Genomic DNA, 18,142 nt, shown 5'->3' with positions numbered 1-18,142 from the left:
GGGGTGCGTGTGTGAGGGCCCCCTCCCCGTCCACCGCGACGGCGGTCAGCCGGCCAGCGCCCGGTCCAGCGCGCGCAGGAAGCCCTCCGTCGTCCCCCGGTCCCGTACCGCCAGGCGCAGCCAGTCCTCGTCCAGGCCCGGGAACGTGTCGCCGCGGCGGGCCGCGTAGCCGAGGGCGCGCAAGCGCTCCCGCACCCCCGCCGCGTCCGGGACGCGGAGCAGGACGAAGGGGCCCTCGGCCGGTTCCACCACCCGCAGGCCGCGGGAGGCGAACCCCCGCAGGCCGGCGATCAGACGCGCCCGGTCCTCGGCGATGCGCAGGGCCGCCCCGGCCGCCTCCTCGAGGGCGGCCGGGGCCACGCACGCCTCCGCCGCCGCCAGCGCCGGCGTCGACACCGGCCACAGCGGCTGCGCCCGCTCCAGCTCCGTGACGATCTCCGGGGCCGCCAGCACGTACCCGATGCGCAGGCCCGCCAGCCCCCACGTCTTGGTGAGGCTGCGGAGGACGACGAGTCCCGGCACGTCCGTCCGCCCGGCCAGGGCCTCCCGCTCACCCGGCACCGCGTCCATGAACGCCTCGTCCACCACCAGCGTGCGCCCCGGCCGGGCCAGCCGGGCCAGCGCCTCCGCCGGGTGCAGCACGGACGTCGGGTTGGTCGGGTTGCCGACCACCACCAGGTCCGCGTCCTCGGGGACCGCCGCCGGGTCCAGCCGGAAACCGCCGGCCTCCCGCAGCAGCACCCGGTCCACCGTGTGCCCGGCGTCCCGCAGTGCCGCCTCCGGCTCGGTGAACTGCGGGTGCACCACCACCGGCCGGGACACCTTCAGCGCCCGCGCCAGCAGCACGAACGCCTCCGCCGCGCCCGCCGTCAGCAGCACCCGCTCCACGGGCAGCCCGTGCCGCGCCGCCACCGCGGCCCGCGCGGCCCGCCCGTCGGGGTAGGCGGCGAGCCCCGCCAGCGACGCCGCGACGCGCTCCCGCAGCCACGCCGGGGGCGTGCCCGCGCGGACGTTCACCGCGAGGTCGACGAGCGTGCCGCCGTCGTCGCGGACCTCGGCGTCACCGTGATGGCGCAGGTCGTGGCCGCGGGCCGGGTCAGTGGGCATGGGTGTGCGCGGGGGCGTGACCATGACCGTGATGATGGTGCCCGTCGTCGTCGGGATGGAAATGCGGCTGCTGCGGCAGCCCCACCTTGTCCTCGAAACCGGGCAACGCGATCCGGTACACGCACGTGTCGCAGTTCATCCGCAGATCGCCCTTGACGGCCTCCTCGTACCGCTCCAGGACCAGGTCCAGCAGCTCCGGCTCGGGGCCGATGACGTCCGCCGACCGCACCTCGGTGTCCGGGTGCGCCGCCGCCCACTGTTCGGTCTGCGTCCGCACCCGGTCCGGCAGGATGCCGGTGAACAGGAAGTACGGCAGGACGACGACCCGCCGCGCCCCCAGCCGGGCGCAGCGCTCGAGCCCGCCCGGCACGTCCGGCGCGGCCAGCGACACGAACGCGGTCTCCACGCCCGCCCAGCCGCGCCCCTCCCACAGCAGCCGGGCCGCCTTGAACACCTCGGCGTTGGCGTCCGGGTCCGTCGACCCGCGCCCCACCAGCAGCACGGTCACCTCGGCGGGGTCCCAGGACGGGTCCACCGCCTCCGCGAGCCGCCGCTCCAGCACCCGCAGCAGACCCGGGTGCGGACCGAGCGGACGGCCGTACGTGTACGTGATGCCGGGGTGGCGTTCCTTCTCGCGGGCCAGCGCGGCCGGGATGTCGCCCTTGGCGTGTCCGGCGGACACCAGCATCAGCGGCACGGCCGCGAACCGCCGCACCCCACGCTCCACCAGCTCGGCGACGGCCTCGCCCAGCGGCGGCGGGGACAGCTCGATGAAGCCGCCCGCGACGGGCAGGTCGGGCCGGCGGCGGCCCAGCTCCCGCACGAAGGCGCGGAACGCCTCCGCTCCGGCGTCGTCCCGGGTGCCGTGGCCGGCGATGAGCAGGGCGGGCGGGGTGGTCACAGGGTCTCCTCGGTCGGAAGGGGGTGGTACAGCAGGGCGTTGAGCGCGGCGGCGGCGACCGCCGACCCGCCCTTCTCGGACACGTTGCTCACGGCGGGCAGTCCGCTCTCCCGCAGCGCCGCCTTGGACTCGACGGCGCCGACGAACCCGACGGGCAGGCCGACGACGAGCGCGGGGGAGGCGTCCAGGGCCAGCAGCTCCTCCAGCGCGGTGGGGGCGCAGCCGATCACCCACAGGGCGCCGGGACCGACCTCCTCGTAGGCGAGCCGCACGGCGTGCGCGGACCGGGTGAGCCCCGGCCCGGACCGCGCGTCGCGCAGCCGGCACACGGTCTCGCGGCGGGTGATCCCGGCCGCGACCATCTCCACGTCCGCGACGACCGGCGCGCCCGCGTGCAGCGCGGCGTGCGCGCGTACCAGGTCGCCCTCGTCCATGACGAGGTCGCGGGCGTACTCCAGGTCGGCGGAGGAGTGCACGACCCGCTCCACGACCGCGCGGGTCAACGGCGGGAAGCACGTGGTGTCGAGGCGGGCGCGCAGCCGCCGGAAGGACTCCTGCTCGATGGGGTGGACCACGCGGTTCACCGGGCCTCCTCCTGCCAGCGGTAGCCGCGCGGGGTGACCATGCGCCCCGCGATCTCCCGGGTCGCCGTGTTGCCCACGGTCACGACCGTCATCATGTCGACCGTCGCCGGGTCCAGCGCGGCCAGCGTGGTCAGCCGCACGGACTCGTCCGCGCGGGACGCGTTGCGCACCACCCCGACGGGGGTGGCGGGCGCACGGTGCCCGGCGAGGACGGCGAGCGCCTTCGGCAGCTGCCAGTCGCGGCCCCGGCTGCGCGGGTTGTAGAACGTCACCACGAGGTCCGCCTCGGCCGCCGCCCGCACCCGTCGCTCGATGACCTCCCACGGCGTGTGCAGGTCGGACAGGCTGATCGACACGTGGTCGTGGCCCAGCGGGGCGCCGAGCAGCGCGCTCGCCGCGAGCGCCGCCGTCACCCCCGGCACGCCGACCACGTCGATGTCGTCGGACGCCTCCGCGAGCGCCGGGGACGCCATCGCGTACACCCCCGCGTCACCGCTGCCGATCAGCGCGACCGCCTGCCCGCGCCGGGCCTCCTCCACGGCCGTGCGCGCCCGCTCCTCCTCCGCGCCGAGCCCCGACTCCAGCACCCGCGTGCCGGGCCGCAGCAGGTCGCGGATCTGGTCGACGTACTGGTCCAGGCCCACCAGCACGGACGCGCGGCGCAGTTCGTCCCGCGCCCGCGGGGTGAGCAGGTCCCGCGCACCGGGCCCGAGTCCGACCACCGCGAGCCTCCCCCGCCCCGGGCGCCGTACGACGGCACAGGTCGCCATGGCCGGAGATCCCGCGGACTTCCGCTTGGGCACGAGGAGTTCGCCCCCGCCCACGAGCGCGGCGGCCTCCGCGACCGACGGGGTGCCGACGGCGGCGAGCGGCGCGTCGGACGGGTTCGGCACCTCGACCCGCGCCAGCTCCCCGGCGGGGTGCGTCACCAGCGGCACCCCCAGCCGCCGGGCCGCCTCCACGAGCCCCGGCTCCCCGGCCTTGGCGTCCACGGTGGCCAGCTCCGCCACGGACGCGGCCGACAGCCCCGCCTCCCGCAGGACGCTCTCGACGAGCCCGAGCACCTCCTCGACGGGGGCGCCCTTCGACGCGCCCACCCCGACGACGAGGCTCGGCGGCCGCACCACCGCCTCCCCGTCGGCCGGTCCGACCAGCCGGTCCGTCACCCGGACCGTGTACGCGCCCTCGTCGGCGACCGGGAGCGGCGGCAGCGGCCAGGCCACCTCCGCGCGCAGCGCCACCGCCTCCCCGTCCAGCAGCGCCCGCGACACGGCGGCGACCTCGCCCTCCACCGGCAGGCCCAGCGTGTCGAGACCGGGCAGGCCCACCGCGTCCGTCGCGGTCGTCACCACCGGCTCCGCGCCCAGCACCTCGCCGACCTCGCGGGCCAGGTCGTTCGCCCCGCCGCCGTGCCCGCCGAGCAGCGACACCGCGAACCGGCCCGCCTCGTCCACGCACACCACGCCCGGATCGCTCGCCTTGCCGTCCAGCAGCGGCGCCACCAGCCGCACCACGGCCCCGGTGGCGAGGAAACACACCAGACGGTCGCACTCGGCGAACGCGGCCCGTACCGCGTCCGCCACCGGACCGTCGTACACGCGCGTGCGGTCCGGCCAGGCGGCGGCCAGCCGGTCGCGCGCCGCCGCTCCCGCCGCCGTGGCGGAGATGAGGCCGATCACTCGCAGACTCCTTCACTGTGCGCCGGGGGCCGGACGCCCCACAGCAGGAAAACCGGATTGGCGGCCGCCAGCCGGGTCACGTCCCCCGGGAGCGGCGCGAGCCGCGACGACTGCAGCAGCACGCCGTCGCAGACCAGACCGGCGCCGGCCAGCGCCGCACGGGCGGCCGGCACCCGGTCGAGCGCGGCCATCGCCACCACGACCGTCCGCCGCGCCCGGCGCGCGCACGCGGTGACGACCGCCGGCAGGTCCCGGCCCCCGCCGCCGACGAACACGGCGTCCGGATCGTCGTCCAGCCCGTCCAGCGCCCCGGGCGCCTCCCCGTGCACCACCCGCACGTCGACACCGTGCGCGGCGGCGTTGGCACGCACCCGCTCCACACCGTCCGGGGCGCGTTCCACGGCGACGGCCGCCGCGCCGAGCCGCGCGCACTCCACGGCCACCGACCCCGACCCCGCGCCGACGTCCCACACCAGGTCGCCGGGGCGCGGACCCAGCCGGGCCAGCGCCAGCGCCCGCACCTCGAACTTGGTGATCATCGAGTCCCGGTGCGCGAACTCCGCCTCCGGCAGCGCCCACCCGGCAGGGCGTCCCGCGGGCCCCGCGACGGTACGCACCGGCCCGGACGCCCGCGTCTCGTCCAGGCACAGCACCACGCTCACCGCCGTTCCCCAGTCACGGCCGGCCGCCTCCTCGGGCGTCACCCGCTCCACCGACTCCCCGGCCGACCCCAGCCCGGACGCGACGACCAGCACCCGCCGCTCCCCGCGCAGCGCCGCCCCCAGCTCGGCGGGTCCCGCGCCGGGCCCGGTCAGCACGGCGGCCTTCGGGTGCGCCCGGCACACGTTGACCGCCGTGCGCGGGTCCCGGCCGTGCGCGCTGACCACCACGGCGTCGTCCCACGGCAGCCCGGCCCGCGCGAAGGCGGCCGCGACGGAGGACACCCCGGGCCGCACGTCGAGCAGCTCCGGCCCGAACCGTTCGGCCAGCGCCCGCACGATCCCGAAGAACCCCGGATCACCCGAGGCCAGCACCACCACGGGCCGCTCCTCGGCCACGTACGCGGCGACGGTGTCGAGGGCGGGCGCCAACGGCCCCAGCACCACCCGCTCGGCCCCCTCCGGCAGCTCCACGGCGTCCAGGTGCCGCCGCCCGCCGACCACGAGCGCGGCCTCCTCGGGCACCAGGACGCCGGCCGGCCCGCCCGTACCCGTCCCGACCACGGTGATCATGTGCTCGCCCCCCGCTCCCGCAGCTCCCTGCGGGCCCGCGGGTCGGCCTTGCGGAAGCCGTGGAAGTGCCCCGGGTGGTACAGGTGCGAGCGGGTGCCGTGCGCGTCGAGGGCGGGACCGACCAGGAACAGCGTGTGCTTCCACAGCTTGTGCTCCTTGACCGTCTCCTCCAGCGTGCCGACCGTGCACCGCACGACCAGCTCCTCCGGCCAGGTCGCCTGGTACGCCACCACGACCGGCGTGGACGTCGGATAGCCGCCCTCCAGCAGCTCCCGCACCAGCTGTCCGCTGCGCGCCGCCGACAGGAACACCGCCATCGTGGTGCCGTGCCGCGCGAACTCCCGGACCTCCTCACCCGGCGGCATCGGCGTCTTGCCGCCGCCCAGCCGGGTGAGGATCACCGACTGCGCCACCTCCGGCACCGTCAGCTCCCGCCCCGCGAGCGCCGCCACCGCCGAGAACGACGACACGCCCGGCACGATCTCCGTCGGGATGCCCAGCTCCGCGCACCGGTCGAGCTGCTCCTGGGTGCCGCCCCACAGCGCGGGGTCACCCGAGTGGATCCGCGCGACCCTCAGCCCTTCGTCCCGGGCCCGCGCGTAGACGGCCACCACGTCCTCCAGCGACATCGTCGCCGAGTCCAGGACCTCGGCGTCCTGGCGCGCGTGCTCCAGGACCTCCGCCTGGACGAGACTGGCGGCCCAGATCACCACGTCCGCCTCGGCGATGGCCCGCGCGCCGCGGAACGTCAGCAGATCGGCGGCGCCGGGACCGGCCCCGACGAAGGTCACCTTGCCGGTGGGGGCGTCGGCCATGGAAAAGGGGTCCTTCCTGAATGCGGTCACAAGTCGGGGTGAGGCGGGCGGCCGTCACGCGTGCGCGAGCGGCCGCCGATCGGATACGAAGGGCACATGGCGGTCCTCGTCGCGCTGGGCGCGTTCCTGATGACGTTGGCCGGCGGCTGGTCGGCACACCGGGTGACCGACCGCCGCCACCTGGTGCTGGGCCTGGCCGGCGGACTGATGCTCGGCGTGGTCGGCCTGGAACTCCTTCCGGAGTCCCTGGAGGCCGCCGGCGCCGAGGTGCACGGCGTCCCGGCGGCGCTGCTGCTCTTCGTCGCCGGGTTCCTGCTGGCCCACCTGGTGGAACGCCTGCTCGCCCACATCCCCCGGCATCTCGGCTCCGCTCGAGCCGGGGGGACCCCCATGGCCGCGCACGGCGCGGGCGAGGACCGCGGCCGCATCCCCGAGGTGGGCCTCACGGCCGCGGCGGCGATGGTCGGGCACAGCGCGATGGACGGCGTGGCGATCGGCGCCGCCTTCCAGGTCGGCGGCGGCATGGGCGCCGCCGTCGCGGTCGCCGTGATCGCCCACGACTTCGCGGACGGCTTCAACACGTACACGCTCACCCACGCCTACGGCAACGCCCGCCGCCGCGCCCTCGCGATGCTGGGGGCGGACGCCGTGGCGCCGGTCGCGGGCGCCGCCTCCACCCTGTTCTTCACGATCCCCCAGCCGCTGCTCGGCGGCTACCTCGGCCTGTTCGGCGGCGCGCTGCTGTACCTCGCGGCGGCCGAGATCCTGCCCGAGGCCCACCACGACCACCCGGCCCGCTCCACCCTGGTGTGCACGGTCGCCGGGGTGCTGTTCATCTGGCTGGTCGTGGGCGCCGCCCACTGACCGCCCGTCCGCCCGGCTCACAGCTTGCCGCCCCGCCCGTCCCCGCGCCGGGGCGGCGCGATGAGCGTCGACAGATACGGCAGCGGCCGCCCGTCCAGCTCCGCCGCCGGCCGCACCGACTCCTCCGGGAGCCCCAGCGCCGACCCCCACACCGCGTCGTCGAGCCGCCCGGTCTCCCGCAGCGCGTCGGCGACCTCACCGGCCTGCCGCCCGAACTTGTACGCGACGACGGTGCCGGGCCCGGCCAGCGCCTCCTTCAGCACGGACGCCCCGGCGGTCACCGGCACCAGGGTGAGCGGCTCGGTCCCCTCCGTCAGCACGGCCCCCGACCGGGCCGCGAGATCCTGCATGGCGGTGATCCCGGGCACGGTCTCCACGACCACTCCCGGCACCAGCCCGGCGACGGTCTGCGCGAGATAAGTGAAGGTCGAATAGACGTTGGGGTCGCCGATCGTCGCGAACGCCACGCACCCCCGCTCCCGCAACAGCCCGGCGACCCGCTCACCGGCCGCGTCCCAGGCGGCCTCGCGGCGCGCCCGGTCGGTCCGCTCGTTCAGCGCGAACACCACCCGGACGACCTTCTCGGCGGGCACGTGGTGCAGCACGGTCGCCTCGGCCCGCCCGCGCTCACCCGTGTCCATCACGGGCACGACGACGACATCGGCGGCCCGCAGCGCGTTGACCCCCTTCACGGTCACCAGCTCCGGGTCCCCGGGCCCGACGCCCACCCCGATCAGCCTGCTGCTCATGACGTCCGGCACCTCTCCACGAACCGAAGGGCGACACCGGGCGCCGACGCCCAGTGGATGTGCAGATAACTGGCGTGCACGCTTTTCCCGACGAATCCTTCGACCCGCCGCTCAGGCGTGCGCAGCCCCCACGCGGGAGAAGCCCCGGCCCCCGGCTCGACGACCGTCCGATGAAACTCGTGCCCCCGCATCCGCGTCCCGGCCGCCGCCAGCACGCTGTCGCTGACGGCGACGGCATCCCGGTACCCGAGCGTCAACCGCTCCGACATCCGAGCGGAGGCGTCCAGCACGCCGCACATGGGCATCCCGTCCAACTCCCGGCACAGATACAGCAGCCCGGCGCACTCGGCGGCGACGGGCGCGCCGCTCGCGGCACGTTCGGCGATCTGCTTCCGCAGGGCTTCGTTGGCGGACAGCTCGGAGGCGTACACCTCGGGGAAGCCCCCACCGATGACGACCCCGGAGGCCCCCTCGGGCAGTTCCTCGTCGCGCAGGGGGTCGAAGGTGACGACGTCCGCCCCGGCGGCGGCCAGCAGTTCGGCGTGCTCGGCATAGGAGAAGGTGAAGGCGGCCCCACCGGCAACGGCGACGACCGGCGCCCTCAGCCCGTCCGGCGTCTGAGGACGGGACCCGCCAGGGCCGGCAGGGGGGTCCGGGGGCGCAGCCCCCGGGGCCGGGGAGGGAAGGGGAGGCGGGGGCGGGGAAGCCAGGGCGTCGCCCGCATCCCAAGCCGCACCCGCCAAGGGCCCCGCACCGCGAGCCAGCGCGACCAGCCCCGCCAGATCACACCCGTCGGCAACCACCGCCCCCATCGCCCGGACGGCCTCGACAGCCATGTCGGCCCGCTCAGCCACAGGCACGAGCCCCAGGTGCCGAGACGGAGTCTCCACCCCCGCACCCCGCCGCAACACCCCCATCACAGGGACCCCGACAGCCTCCAAGGCCTCCCGCAGCAGCACCTCATGCCGCTCGGACCCCACCTTGTTGAGGATCACGCCCCCGACCCGCACCTCAGGATCGAAGCTCACGAACCCGTGCACCAACGCCGCCACCGACCGAGCCTGCGCCGACGCGTCGACCACCAGCACCACCGGCGCCCGCAGCAACTTCGCCACCTGCGCGGTGGACGCCAGTTCCCCCTCCCCGGCGGCCCCGTCGAACAGCCCCATCACGCCCTCGACGACGGCGATGTCACACCCCCGCGCGCCGTGCGCGAACAACGGAGCCACCAGCTCGGCCCCGCACAGGTACGCGTCGAGGTTCCGCCCCACCCGCCCCGTGGCGAGCGCGTGATACCCGGGATCGATGTAGTCGGGCCCCACCTTGTGCGGCGAGACGGCCATCCCGCGCGCGGACAACGCGGCCATCAGCCCCGTGGCGACGGTGGTCTTCCCACTCCCCGACGCGGGCGCGGCAATGACCAGCCGGGGAACGGAGCCGACGGCAGTTCCCGTCACCACTCGATTCCCCTCTGCCCCTTCTGCCCGACGTCCATCGGATGCTTCACCTTGGACATGTCGGTCACCAGATCCGCGAAACCGACCAGCTCCGCCGGCGCGTTACGCCCCGTGATCACCACGTGCTGCGTCCCCGGCCGCTCCCGCAGCACGGACACCACCTCGGCGGTGTCCACCCACCCCCAGTGCATCGGGTAGGCGAACTCGTCCAGCACGTACAGCTTGTACGTCTCGGCGGCCAGGTCCCGCTTGACCTGCTCCCAGCCCTCGCGGGCCTTCTCCTCGTTGCTGACGTTGTCGCCCTGCAGTTCGCGCTGCACCCAGGACCAGCCCTCGCCCATCTTGTGCCAGGCGACGGACCCGCCCTCACCGGAGTCCCCGAGCACCCGCAGCGCCCGCTCCTCGCCGACCTTCCACTTCGCCGACTTGACGAACTGGAACACCCCGATCGGCCATCCCTGGTTCCAGGCGCGCAACGCCAGCCCGAACGCGGCCGTCGACTTGCCCTTGCCGACGCCCGTGTGCACCACCACCAGCGGCCGATTACGGCGCTGACGGGTCGTCAAGCCGTCATCCGGCACAACACTCGGCTGCCCCTTGGGCATTACGCGGCCCTCCTCTGCACGTCCTTCACCAGTCCGGCGATCGAGTCGGCCCGCAGCTCGTCCAGCGTCACGGCGGTCCCGCCCAGCTCACCGGCGAGCCGCCCGGCCAGCCCCAGCCGCACCGGCCCCGACTCGCAGTCCACGACCACGGAGGCGGTGCCCTCCGCCGCGAACAGCCGCGCCGCACGCGACGCCAGCGCGACAGGCTCAGGCCCACCGGTCGCCCGCCCGTCCGTCACCACCACGACCAGCGCCCGCCGCGCGGGGTCCCGCAGCCGCTCCACGCGCAGCACGTCGTGCGCCTTGAGCAGCCCCGCCGCCAGCGGGGTGCGCCCCCCGGTCGGCAGCGACTCCAGCCGGGCCGCCGCCGCGTCCACCGACGAGGTCGGAGGCAGCGCGACATCGGCGGACGTCCCCCGGAAGGTCACCAGGCCCACCTTGTCCCGCCGCTGATAGGCGTCGAGCAGCAGCGACAGCACGGCGCCCTTCACGGCGCTCATCCGCTGCCGCGCGGCCATGGAGCCGGAGGCGTCCACGACGAACAGCACGAGGTTGCCCTCGCGGCCCTCCCTGGCCGCCTGCCGCAGATCGTCCCGGCGCACGACGAGACCGCGCCCCGAGCGCCCCCGCGCCCGCTGGTGCGGAGCCGCCGCCTGGACGGTCGCCGCGAGATGCAGCTTGGTCAGCGGACCCTCCGGCCGGCGCGCGCCCGTCGTCCGCCCGTGCTCGGTCCGGGCCCGCGACCGCCGCCCGGCGGTCCCCTCGCCGATGCCGGGGACGCTCAGCACCTTGGTGCGAAAGGGCTCCGCCGCCCGCACGGGGGACTGCTCCCCGGCCCCACCGGGCGCAGGCCCACCCTCACCCGCCTCGGACCGGGCGGCGTCGGCGCCGTCGCCCGCCGGCCCCTCGTCCGGCTCCGGCTGCCCACCACCCCCACCGGGGCCGCCGCCGTCCCCGTCCGGGTCCGGACCGTCGTCCCCGGAGAACTCCTCCAGCGTTTCGTCGAGCTTGTCCTCGTCCAGCCCCGGCGCGTCGAAGGGGTTGCGCCGCCGACGGTGCGGCAGCGCGAGCAGCGCGGCCTGCCGCACGTCCTCCGCGAGCACGTCCGTCCGCCCGGCCCAGGCCGCCAGCGCGGTCGCGGTCCGCGCCATCACGATGTCGGCCCGCATGCCGTCCACCTCGAAGGCGGCACAGGTCGCCGCGATCTGCCGCAGCGCCCCGTCGCCCAGCCGCACCGACGGCAGCACCTCCCGCGCCGCGACGATCCGCTGCCGTACGGCGGCCTCCTCGTCGGCCCAGTGTGCGGCGAAGGCGGCCGGATCGTCCTCGTACGCCAGCCGCCGCCGGACCACCTCGACCCGCTGGTCCGGCTCCCGGGAGGCCGCGACCTCGACGGTCAGCCCGAACCGGTCGAGGAGTTGTGGCCTGAGTTCCCCTTCCTCCGGGTTCATGGTCCCGACCAGCAGGAACCGCGCCGCGTGCCGCACGGACACGCCCTCCCGTTCCACGTACGAGGCGCCCATCGCCGCCGCGTCCAGCAGCAGGTCGACGAGGTGGTCATGGAGAAGGTTCACCTCGTCCACGTACAGAATGCCCCGGTGCGCGGCGGCCAGCAGACCGGGTTCGAACGCCTTCACCCCCTCTGCCAGGGCCCGCTCGATGTCCAGCGCACCCACGAGCCGGTCCTCGGAAGCACCGACGGGCAGCTCCACCATGCGCGCGGGCCGTGCGGTGCCCTCGCCCGCCTCGTGCGGCCCGTCCGGGCACGCGGGGTCGGGTGAGGCCGGATCGCAGGAGAAGCGGCAGCCCGGCACCACGGCGACCTCCGGCAGCAGCGCCGTGAGCGCGCGTACGGCGGTGGACTTCGCGGTGCCCTTCTCGCCGCGCACCAGCACACCGCCGACCGACGGCGACACCGCGTTCAGCAGCAGCGCGAGCCGCAGGTCGTCCTGGCCGACGACGGCCGTGAAAGGAAAGGGGGTGGTCACTGGTCGTCGCCCTCCGAGTCGCCTTCGAGGTCGCCCTCGAGTTCCAGGTAGGTGGCGCGCAGCCGCTCCAGCGTGTCGGCGTCCGGCTCCGCCCACAGCCCGCGGTCCGCCGCCTCCAGCAGCCGTTCCGTGATGCCGCGCAGCGCCCAGGGGTTGGACTTCTTCATGAAGTCCCGGTTCTCCGGCGAGAACACGTACTCCGCGCTGAGCTTCTCGTACATCCAGTCGTCCACGACCCCGGCCGTGGCGTCGTACCCGAACAGGTAGTCCACGGTCGCCGCCATCTCGAAAGCGCCCTTGTAGCCGTGCCGGCGCATCGCGGCCATCCAGCGCGGATTCACCACCCGCGCCCGGAACACCCGGTGCGTCTCCTCGCCCAGCGTGCGCGTCTTCACCTGGTCCGGGGTCGCCGAGTCGCCGACGTACGCCTCCGGGCTCGCGCCCGTCAGGTGCCGCACCATGGCGACCATGCCGCCGTGGTACTGGAAGTAGTCGTCCGCGTCGACGAGATCGTGCTCGCGGGTGTCGACGTTCTTCGCCGCCACCGCGATCCGCCGGAACGCCGTCTCCATGTCGCCGCGCGCCGCCCGCCCGTCGAGCCCGCGCCCGTAGGCGTAGCCGCCCCAGACCGCGTACACCTCGGCGAGGTCCGCGTCGGAGCGCCAGTTCCGGGCGTCGATCAGCGGCAGCAGCCCCGCCCCGTACGCCCCCGGCTTGGAGCCGAAGACGCGTGCGGTGGCCCGCCGCCGGTCACCGTGCTCGGCGGCGTCCTCCTCCACGTGCGCACGCACGTAGTTCGACTCGGCCGGCTCGTCCAACTCGGCCACCGCCCGCACCGCGTCGTCGATCAGGCCGACCACGTGGGGGAACGCGTCCCGGAAGAAGCCGGAGATGCGGACGGTGACGTCGATGCGGGGCCGGCCCAGTTCCTCCAGCGGAACGACCTCGAAGCCGGTCACGCGGCGTGACGCGTCGTCCCACACCGGGCGGCACCCCAGCAGCGCCAGGATCTCGGCGATGTCGTCGCCCTGGGTGCGCATCGCGGACGTGCCCCACACGGTCAGGCCCACCGACCTCGGGTACGCGCCCGTGTCCTCCAGGTAGCGCCGTACCAGCGAGTCCGCCAGCGACTGTCCGACCTCCCAACTCAGCCGTGAGGGAATCGCCTTGGGGTCGACCGAGTAGAAGTTCCGGCCCGTCGGCAGGACGTTGACCAGTCCGCGCGTGGGGGAGCCGGACGGGCCCGCCGGGACGTACCCGCCGTCCAGCGCGCGCAGGATGTGTCCGATCTCGTCCGTCGTCCGCTCGAGGCGGGGCACGACCTCCTCGCACGCGAACCGCAGCACGGCCACCGCGTCCGGGAGTTCCGTGCCCAGCGCCTCCCGCACCAGCGCGGGCACGGCCTCGGCCGCCCACCCCCGCTCCTCCATGCCCTCCGCGAGCCGCCGGCACAGCTGTTCCAGCAGGTCGATCGCGTCGGCGGCCGTACGGGACGGACCCTCGACCAGGTCGGTCAGCTCCACCGGCGCCTTCACCGGCGCGCCCGGCTCGGCCAGCAGCTCCTTCTCCACCAGCCCGAAGTGCCCGGCGAGGCAGGCCCGCAGTCCGGGCAGGGCGTTGGCCCGCCCGCCCCACACCTGCGAGGCGCGCAGCACCGCCAGCACCAGGTTCACCCGCGGTCCGCCGGCCGGACCGCCGCCCAGGATGTGCAGCCCGTCGCGGATCTGCACGTCCTTGATCTCGCACAGGTAGCCGTCGATGTGCATGACGAACTCGTCGAATGCGTCGTCGTCCGGCTGGTCGTCCACGTGCAGGTCGTGGTGCAGCTCGGCGGCCTTCACCAGCGTCCAGATCTGCGCGCGCACCGCCGGCGCCTTCGCCGGGTCCAGGTCGGAGACCAGCGCGTACTCGTCCAGGAGCTGCTCCAGCTTGGCGAGGTCGCCGTAGGTGTCGGCGCGGGCCATCGGCGGGACCAGGTGGTCGACGACCGTGGCGTGCCCGCGCCGCTTGGCCTGGGTGCCCTCGCCGGGGTCGTTGACGATGAACGGGTAGACCAGCGGCAGGTCGCCCAGCACCGCGTCCGGCGCGCACCCGGCGCTCAGCCCGAGGCCCTTGCCGGGCAGCCACTCCATCGTGCCGTGCTTGCCCATGTGGACGATCGCGTCGGCGCCGAAACCGTTCTCCAGCCAGCGGTAGGCGGCCAGGTAGTGGTGGGACGGCGGCATGTCCGGGTCGTGGTAGATCGCGATCGGGTTCTCCCCGAAGCCGCGCGGCGGCTGGATCATCACCACGACGTTCCCGAACCGGAGCGACGCCAGCACGATGTCGTCCCCGTCGACGTACAGCGAGCCCGGCGGCTCGCCCCACGCCTCGGTCATCGCCTCCCGCAGCCCCGGGTCGAGCGTCTCGAACCACGCCCGGTAGTCGGCCAGCGGCACCCGCGCGGGCGCGGCGGCCAGCTGGTCCTCCGTCAGCCACTCGACGTCGTGCCCGCCCGCCTCGATCAGCCGGTGGATCAGCTCGTCGCCCTCGGCCGGGTGCCCCTCGACCGCGTACCCGGCGTCCCGCAGCGCGTCCAGCACGCGCACCGCCGACGCGGGCGTGTCCAGCCCCACCGCGTTGCCGACGCGCGAGTGCTTCGTCGGGTACGCGGTGAAGACCAGCGCCACCTTCTTCCGCGCGTTCGGCTTGTGCCGGAGGGCCGCGTGCCGCACGGCGATCCCGGCGACCCGCGCCGCCCGCTCGGGGTCGGCGACGTACACCGGCACGTCGTCCGGGCCCTGCTCCTTGAAGGAGAACGGGACCGTGATCAGCCGGCCGTCGAACTCGGGGATGGCGACCTGCATGGCCGCGTCCATGGGGGAGAGGGCGGCGTCGGACTCCTCCCAGGCCGCCCGCGAGGACGTCAGGCACAGCCCCTGCAGCACCGGGACGTTCAGCTCGGCGAGCGCGCCGACGTCCCAGGCCTCCTCCTCGCCGCCCGCCGACGCCTGCGAGGCGTGCGTGCCGCCGGCCGCGAGCACGGTGGCGACCAGCGCGTCCGCCCGCCCCAGCAGCTCGTACAGCTCCGCGTCGGCGTCGCGCAGCGAACCGCAGTACACGGGCAGCGCGTTGGCGCCGCGCGCCTCGATCGCGTCGCACAGGGTGTCCACGAACGCGGTGTTGCCGCTGAGTTCGTGGGCACGGTAGAAGAGCACGCCGACCGTCGGACGGCCCGGCACGACGGGACGCTCCCCGCGCACCCCGAACTCCGGCATCCTGCGCGGCTGTTCGAAGCCCTCGCCGGTCAGCAGCACCGTGTCCGACAGGAAGCGCGCCAGCTCGGCCAGGTTCTCCGGGCCGCCCTCCACGAGGTACCGCAGCGCCTCGGCCACCACGCCCGCCGGGACGCTGGACTCGGCCATCAGCTCCGCGTCCGGCACGGCCTCCCCGCCGAGCAGCACCGTGGGGATCCCGGACGCCCTGAGTGCGGCCAGCCCGTCCTCCCAGGCGCGCTTTCCGCCCAGCAGCCGCACCACGGCGAGGTCGGCGCCGTCGAGCAGCGCGGGCAGCTCCTCCGCGACGTCCACGCGGGTGGGGTTGCCGATGCGGTAGCCGGCGCCGGAGGCCCGGGCCGCCAGCAGGTCCGTGTCGGCGGTCGACAACAACAACACAGTGCTCATGCGGGCGCTCCCGGTGGAATGAAGGGCAGTCCTCGTGGCGCGCCGGACTCGATGAGCCGCCACAGCGCGTCCGTGTCCGCGTGCTGTTCGATCAGGTCGCCGAGCCGGTCGAGCTGCTCCTCGCGCAGCGCGGCGAAAGAGGTGTCGGGGGCCGGCACGAAGCGGCGTCCCGCGCGGTCGGCCACCGCGCGCAGGAACGCCCGCCGGAACCCGTCCGACTCCAGCGCGCCGTGCCAGTGCGTGCCCCACGTGCCGCCCACCCGGCAGCCGTCCAGGAAGGCTTCGCCGCCCCGTACGTCGGCGACCCCGTGATGGATCTCGTACCCCTCGACGCGCTCGCCGAGGGCCTCGCCGACCGGGCGGGCCAGGGTCTTCTCGCGGGCGAACCGCACCCGTACGGGCAGCACGCCGAGCCCGTCCACGCGGCCCGCGCGGCTCTCCACGTCGTCCTCGATGCGCTCGCCGAGGAGCTGGAAGCCGCCGCAGACGCCCAGCAGCGGCCGGCCCTCGGCGGCCCGCCGCACCAGGGCGTCGGCCAGCCCGCGCTCGCGCAGCCAGCGCAGCGCCCGCACGGTCCCGCGGGTGCCCGGCACGACCACGAGGTCCGCGTCGGCGAGTTCGTCCGGCCGGTCCACGAACCGCACCACGACGCCCGGTTCGGCGGCCAGCGCGTCCACGTCGGTGAAGTTGGACATCAGCGGCACCGCGCACACCGCGACCCGCAGCACCTCCTCACCGGCCGGCGCGGCCACCGCGGACTCCCGCGCGGCGCCCCTGAGCGACGTCCTCCCCCACTCCCGGCTTCGCTCGAGCGGGGGGACCCCCATCCCGTCCTCCTCGTCGATGCCGAGCCCGTGCCGGAACGGCAGCACGCCGTAGGTGCGCCGCCCGGTCAGGCCGCGCAGCATCTCCAGGCCCGGCTCCAGCAGCGAGACGTCCCCGCGGAACTTGTTCACCAGGAACCCGGCGACCAGCTCCTGGTCCTCGGGGGAGAGCAGGGCGACCGTGCCGAAGAAGGAGGCGAAGACGCCGCCCCGGTCGATGTCCCCGACGACGAGGACCGGCAGACCGGCGTTGCGGGCGACGCCCATGTTCACGATGTCGGTGCGGCGCAGGTTGATCTCCGCGGGGCTCCCGGCGCCCTCGCAGATCACCGCGTCGTACTCGCTCCGCAGCCGGTCCAGGCAGTCCAGGACCGTGCCGAGGAGGCTCTCCTGACGGCCGCCGTGGTAGCCGCGCGCGCTCATCTCGCCGACCGGGCGGCCCATCAGCACCACCTGGCTGGACCGCTCGCCGCCCGGCTTCAGCAGCACCGGGTTCATCAGCGCCGTCGGCTCCACCCGGCACGCCTGGGCCTGCATGGCCTGGGCCCGCCCGATCTCGGCGCCCTCGCGCGTGACGAACGAGTTCAGCGACATGTTCTGCGCCTTGAACGGCGCGACCTTCACCCCTTGGCGCACCAGCCACCGGCAGATCCCGGCGGTGACCACGCTCTTGCCGGCGTCCGAGGTCGTCCCGGCGACCAGCAGCCCGCCACCGCTCACGTCGCACGTCCCCTCAGCACGCGCCGCGCGGCCACCCCGGCCGCGAGCGCGAGCCAGCCGACCCGCCGCGACAGGCGCACCGCCCGCTCGATGTCGGCCACGGCGACGGGGCGCCCGCCGCTGTTGAGGACGGGCCGGTGCTCGACCCGGCCGCCGTAGGACAGGGTTCCGCCGAGCCGTACGCCGAGCGCGCCCGCGAAGGACGCCTCGACGGGACCGGCGTTGGGACTGGGGTGCCTGGCCGCGTCCGCACGCCAGGCCCGTACCGCCCCGCGCGGGTCCGGCCCGCTCAGCGCGGCGAGCACGGCCGTCAGGCGCGCCCCCGGCCAGCCGGCGACGTCGTCGAGGCGGGCGGAGGCCCAGCCGTAGCGGCGGTGGCGGGGCGACTTGTGCCCCACCATCGCGTCCAGGGTGTTGACGGCCCGGAAGCCCACCAGACCCGGGACCCCGGCGACCGCGCCCCACACCAGGGCGCCCACCACGGCGTCGGAGGTGTTCTCGGCGACGGACTCCACCACGGCGCGGGCGATCCCGTCGGCGTCCAGGGCCTGCGGGTCCCGGCCGCACAGGTGCGGCAGCCGCTCCCGGGCGGCCTCGACGTCACCGGACTCCAGGGCCCGTCCGACGGCACGCGCCTCCCGGGCCAGCGAGGTGCCGCCGACGACGGCCCAGGTGGCGACGCCGGTCAGGGCGACGGAAGCGGCGGGGGAACGGCGTACGGCGCGGGCGGCCAGGCCGCCGAGCGCGACGGCGCCGCCGACGCACACGGCGGTGTGCACGGCCCCGCGGCCCCGGTCGTCCCGCCACAGCACCCGTTCCACGGCAGCCGCGGCCCGCCCGAAAGCGGCGACCGGGTGCCCACGGCGGGGATCGCCGAGCAGCAGGTCGCCGAGGAGGCCGGCGGCGGCGCCGTACGCGAACACGCGATCGGCACCCATGGGTCAGCCGGTGACGG

The 18,142-nt window shown here is 75.6% G+C and carries 14 protein-coding genes; 1 reads left to right on the top strand and 13 read right to left on the bottom strand.

The genetic code is table 11. The features are described 5' to 3' along the window. Positions 1-45: 45 nt before the first annotated feature. Genes cobC through cobM form a run of 6 tightly spaced genes read right to left on the bottom strand, consistent with a single transcriptional unit; the run spans position 46 to position 6,318 of the window. Entirely contained in the window at positions 46-1,107 is a 1,062-nt protein-coding gene (gene cobC / locus ACWH4W_RS28595; protein ID WP_473079284.1) for an Rv2231c family histidinol phosphate aminotransferase CobC, read from the bottom strand. Continuing rightward, complete coding sequence (locus ACWH4W_RS28590) at positions 1,097-2,008, bottom strand: sirohydrochlorin chelatase (RefSeq protein WP_473078693.1); 912 nt, start codon at positions 2,006-2,008, stop codon at positions 1,097-1,099. Before ACWH4W_RS28590 ends, cobC begins: the two co-directional genes overlap by 11 nt. After that, a complete protein-coding gene (locus ACWH4W_RS28585) occupies positions 2,005-2,592 on the bottom strand; it encodes a precorrin-8X methylmutase (RefSeq protein ID WP_473078692.1) in 588 nt (195 codons plus the stop codon). Before ACWH4W_RS28585 ends, ACWH4W_RS28590 begins: the two co-directional genes overlap by 4 nt. Next, the gene (cobJ, locus tag ACWH4W_RS28580; protein WP_473078691.1) at positions 2,589-4,271 is read right to left on the bottom strand and encodes a precorrin-3B C(17)-methyltransferase; all 1,683 of its coding nucleotides are present in this window, start codon (positions 4,269-4,271) and stop codon (positions 2,589-2,591) included. The genes ACWH4W_RS28585 and cobJ overlap by 4 nt, the downstream gene beginning before the upstream one ends. Then, entirely contained in the window at positions 4,268-5,503 is a 1,236-nt protein-coding gene (gene cbiE / locus ACWH4W_RS28575) for a precorrin-6y C5,15-methyltransferase (decarboxylating) subunit CbiE (protein ID WP_473078690.1), read from the bottom strand. The genes cobJ and cbiE overlap by 4 nt, the downstream gene beginning before the upstream one ends. Continuing rightward, positions 5,500-6,318 (bottom strand): precorrin-4 C(11)-methyltransferase, encoded by an 819-nt coding sequence (gene cobM, locus ACWH4W_RS28570; protein WP_473078689.1) that lies wholly within the window; start codon positions 6,316-6,318, stop codon positions 5,500-5,502. Before cobM ends, cbiE begins: the two co-directional genes overlap by 4 nt. 96 nt (positions 6,319-6,414) lie before the next feature. On the opposite strand from cobM, the gene ACWH4W_RS28565 reads away from it, so the two are divergent. Further along, the gene (locus ACWH4W_RS28565) at positions 6,415-7,182 is read left to right on the top strand and encodes a ZIP family metal transporter (protein ID WP_473078688.1); all 768 of its coding nucleotides are present in this window, start codon (positions 6,415-6,417) and stop codon (positions 7,180-7,182) included. Between the two features lie 17 nt (positions 7,183-7,199). Here ACWH4W_RS28565 and cobI read toward each other — a convergent pair whose 3' ends face one another. From cobI to ACWH4W_RS28530, 7 genes are read right to left on the bottom strand one after another with little or no spacing between them, the layout of a single operon-like run. Continuing rightward, positions 7,200-7,931, bottom strand: a complete 732-nt coding sequence (gene cobI / locus ACWH4W_RS28560) for a precorrin-2 C(20)-methyltransferase (RefSeq protein WP_473078687.1) — start codon at positions 7,929-7,931, stop codon at positions 7,200-7,202. After that, positions 7,928-9,391 (bottom strand): cobyrinic acid a,c-diamide synthase CobB, encoded by a 1,464-nt coding sequence (locus ACWH4W_RS28555; RefSeq protein WP_473078686.1) that lies wholly within the window; start codon positions 9,389-9,391, stop codon positions 7,928-7,930. Before ACWH4W_RS28555 ends, cobI begins: the two co-directional genes overlap by 4 nt. Further along, on the bottom strand, positions 9,385-9,993 hold the full coding sequence (gene cobO, locus ACWH4W_RS28550) for a cob(I)yrinic acid a,c-diamide adenosyltransferase (RefSeq protein ID WP_473078685.1): 609 nt from the start codon (positions 9,991-9,993) through the stop codon (positions 9,385-9,387). Before cobO ends, ACWH4W_RS28555 begins: the two co-directional genes overlap by 7 nt. Then, positions 9,993-11,981, bottom strand: a complete 1,989-nt coding sequence (locus tag ACWH4W_RS28545; protein ID WP_473078684.1) for a putative cobaltochelatase — start codon at positions 11,979-11,981, stop codon at positions 9,993-9,995. The genes cobO and ACWH4W_RS28545 overlap by 1 nt, the downstream gene beginning before the upstream one ends. Beyond that, complete coding sequence (gene cobN / locus ACWH4W_RS28540; protein WP_473078683.1) at positions 11,978-15,643, bottom strand: cobaltochelatase subunit CobN; 3,666 nt, start codon at positions 15,641-15,643, stop codon at positions 11,978-11,980. The genes ACWH4W_RS28545 and cobN overlap by 4 nt, the downstream gene beginning before the upstream one ends. Beyond that, positions 15,640-17,187 (bottom strand): cobyric acid synthase, encoded by a 1,548-nt coding sequence (locus ACWH4W_RS28535; RefSeq protein ID WP_473078682.1) that lies wholly within the window; start codon positions 17,185-17,187, stop codon positions 15,640-15,642. Before ACWH4W_RS28535 ends, cobN begins: the two co-directional genes overlap by 4 nt. Beyond that, positions 17,184-18,125, bottom strand: coding sequence for a cobalamin biosynthesis protein (locus ACWH4W_RS28530; protein WP_473078681.1), 942 nt, complete (start codon positions 18,123-18,125; stop codon positions 17,184-17,186). Before ACWH4W_RS28530 ends, ACWH4W_RS28535 begins: the two co-directional genes overlap by 4 nt. Positions 18,126-18,142: the final 17 nt, after the last annotated feature.

The sequence above is a fragment of the Streptomyces sp. DSM 120436 genome (assembly GCF_055778765.1).
This window is presented reverse-complemented; position numbering and strand designations above follow the sequence as displayed.

Bases quoted from the DNA above. Each gene is read 5' to 3' on its own strand.
- cobC (WP_473079284.1), bottom strand. From the start codon at position 1,107: ATGCCCACTGACCCGGCCCGCGGCCACGACCTGCGCCATCACGGTGAC.
- cbiE (WP_473078690.1), bottom strand. From the start codon at position 5,503: ATGATCACCGTGGTCGGGACGGGTACGGGCGGGCCGGCCGGCGTCCTG.
- cobM (WP_473078689.1), bottom strand. From the start codon at position 6,318: ATGGCCGACGCCCCCACCGGCAAGGTGACCTTCGTCGGGGCCGGTCCC.
- ACWH4W_RS28565 (WP_473078688.1), top strand. From the start codon at position 6,415: ATGGCGGTCCTCGTCGCGCTGGGCGCGTTCCTGATGACGTTGGCCGGC.
- cobI (WP_473078687.1), bottom strand. From the start codon at position 7,931: ATGAGCAGCAGGCTGATCGGGGTGGGCGTCGGGCCCGGGGACCCGGAG.
- cobO (WP_473078685.1), bottom strand. From the start codon at position 9,993: ATGCCCAAGGGGCAGCCGAGTGTTGTGCCGGATGACGGCTTGACGACC.
- cobN (WP_473078683.1), bottom strand. From the start codon at position 15,643: ATGAGCACTGTGTTGTTGTTGTCGACCGCCGACACGGACCTGCTGGCG.
- ACWH4W_RS28530 (WP_473078681.1), bottom strand. From the start codon at position 18,125: ATGGGTGCCGATCGCGTGTTCGCGTACGGCGCCGCCGCCGGCCTCCTC.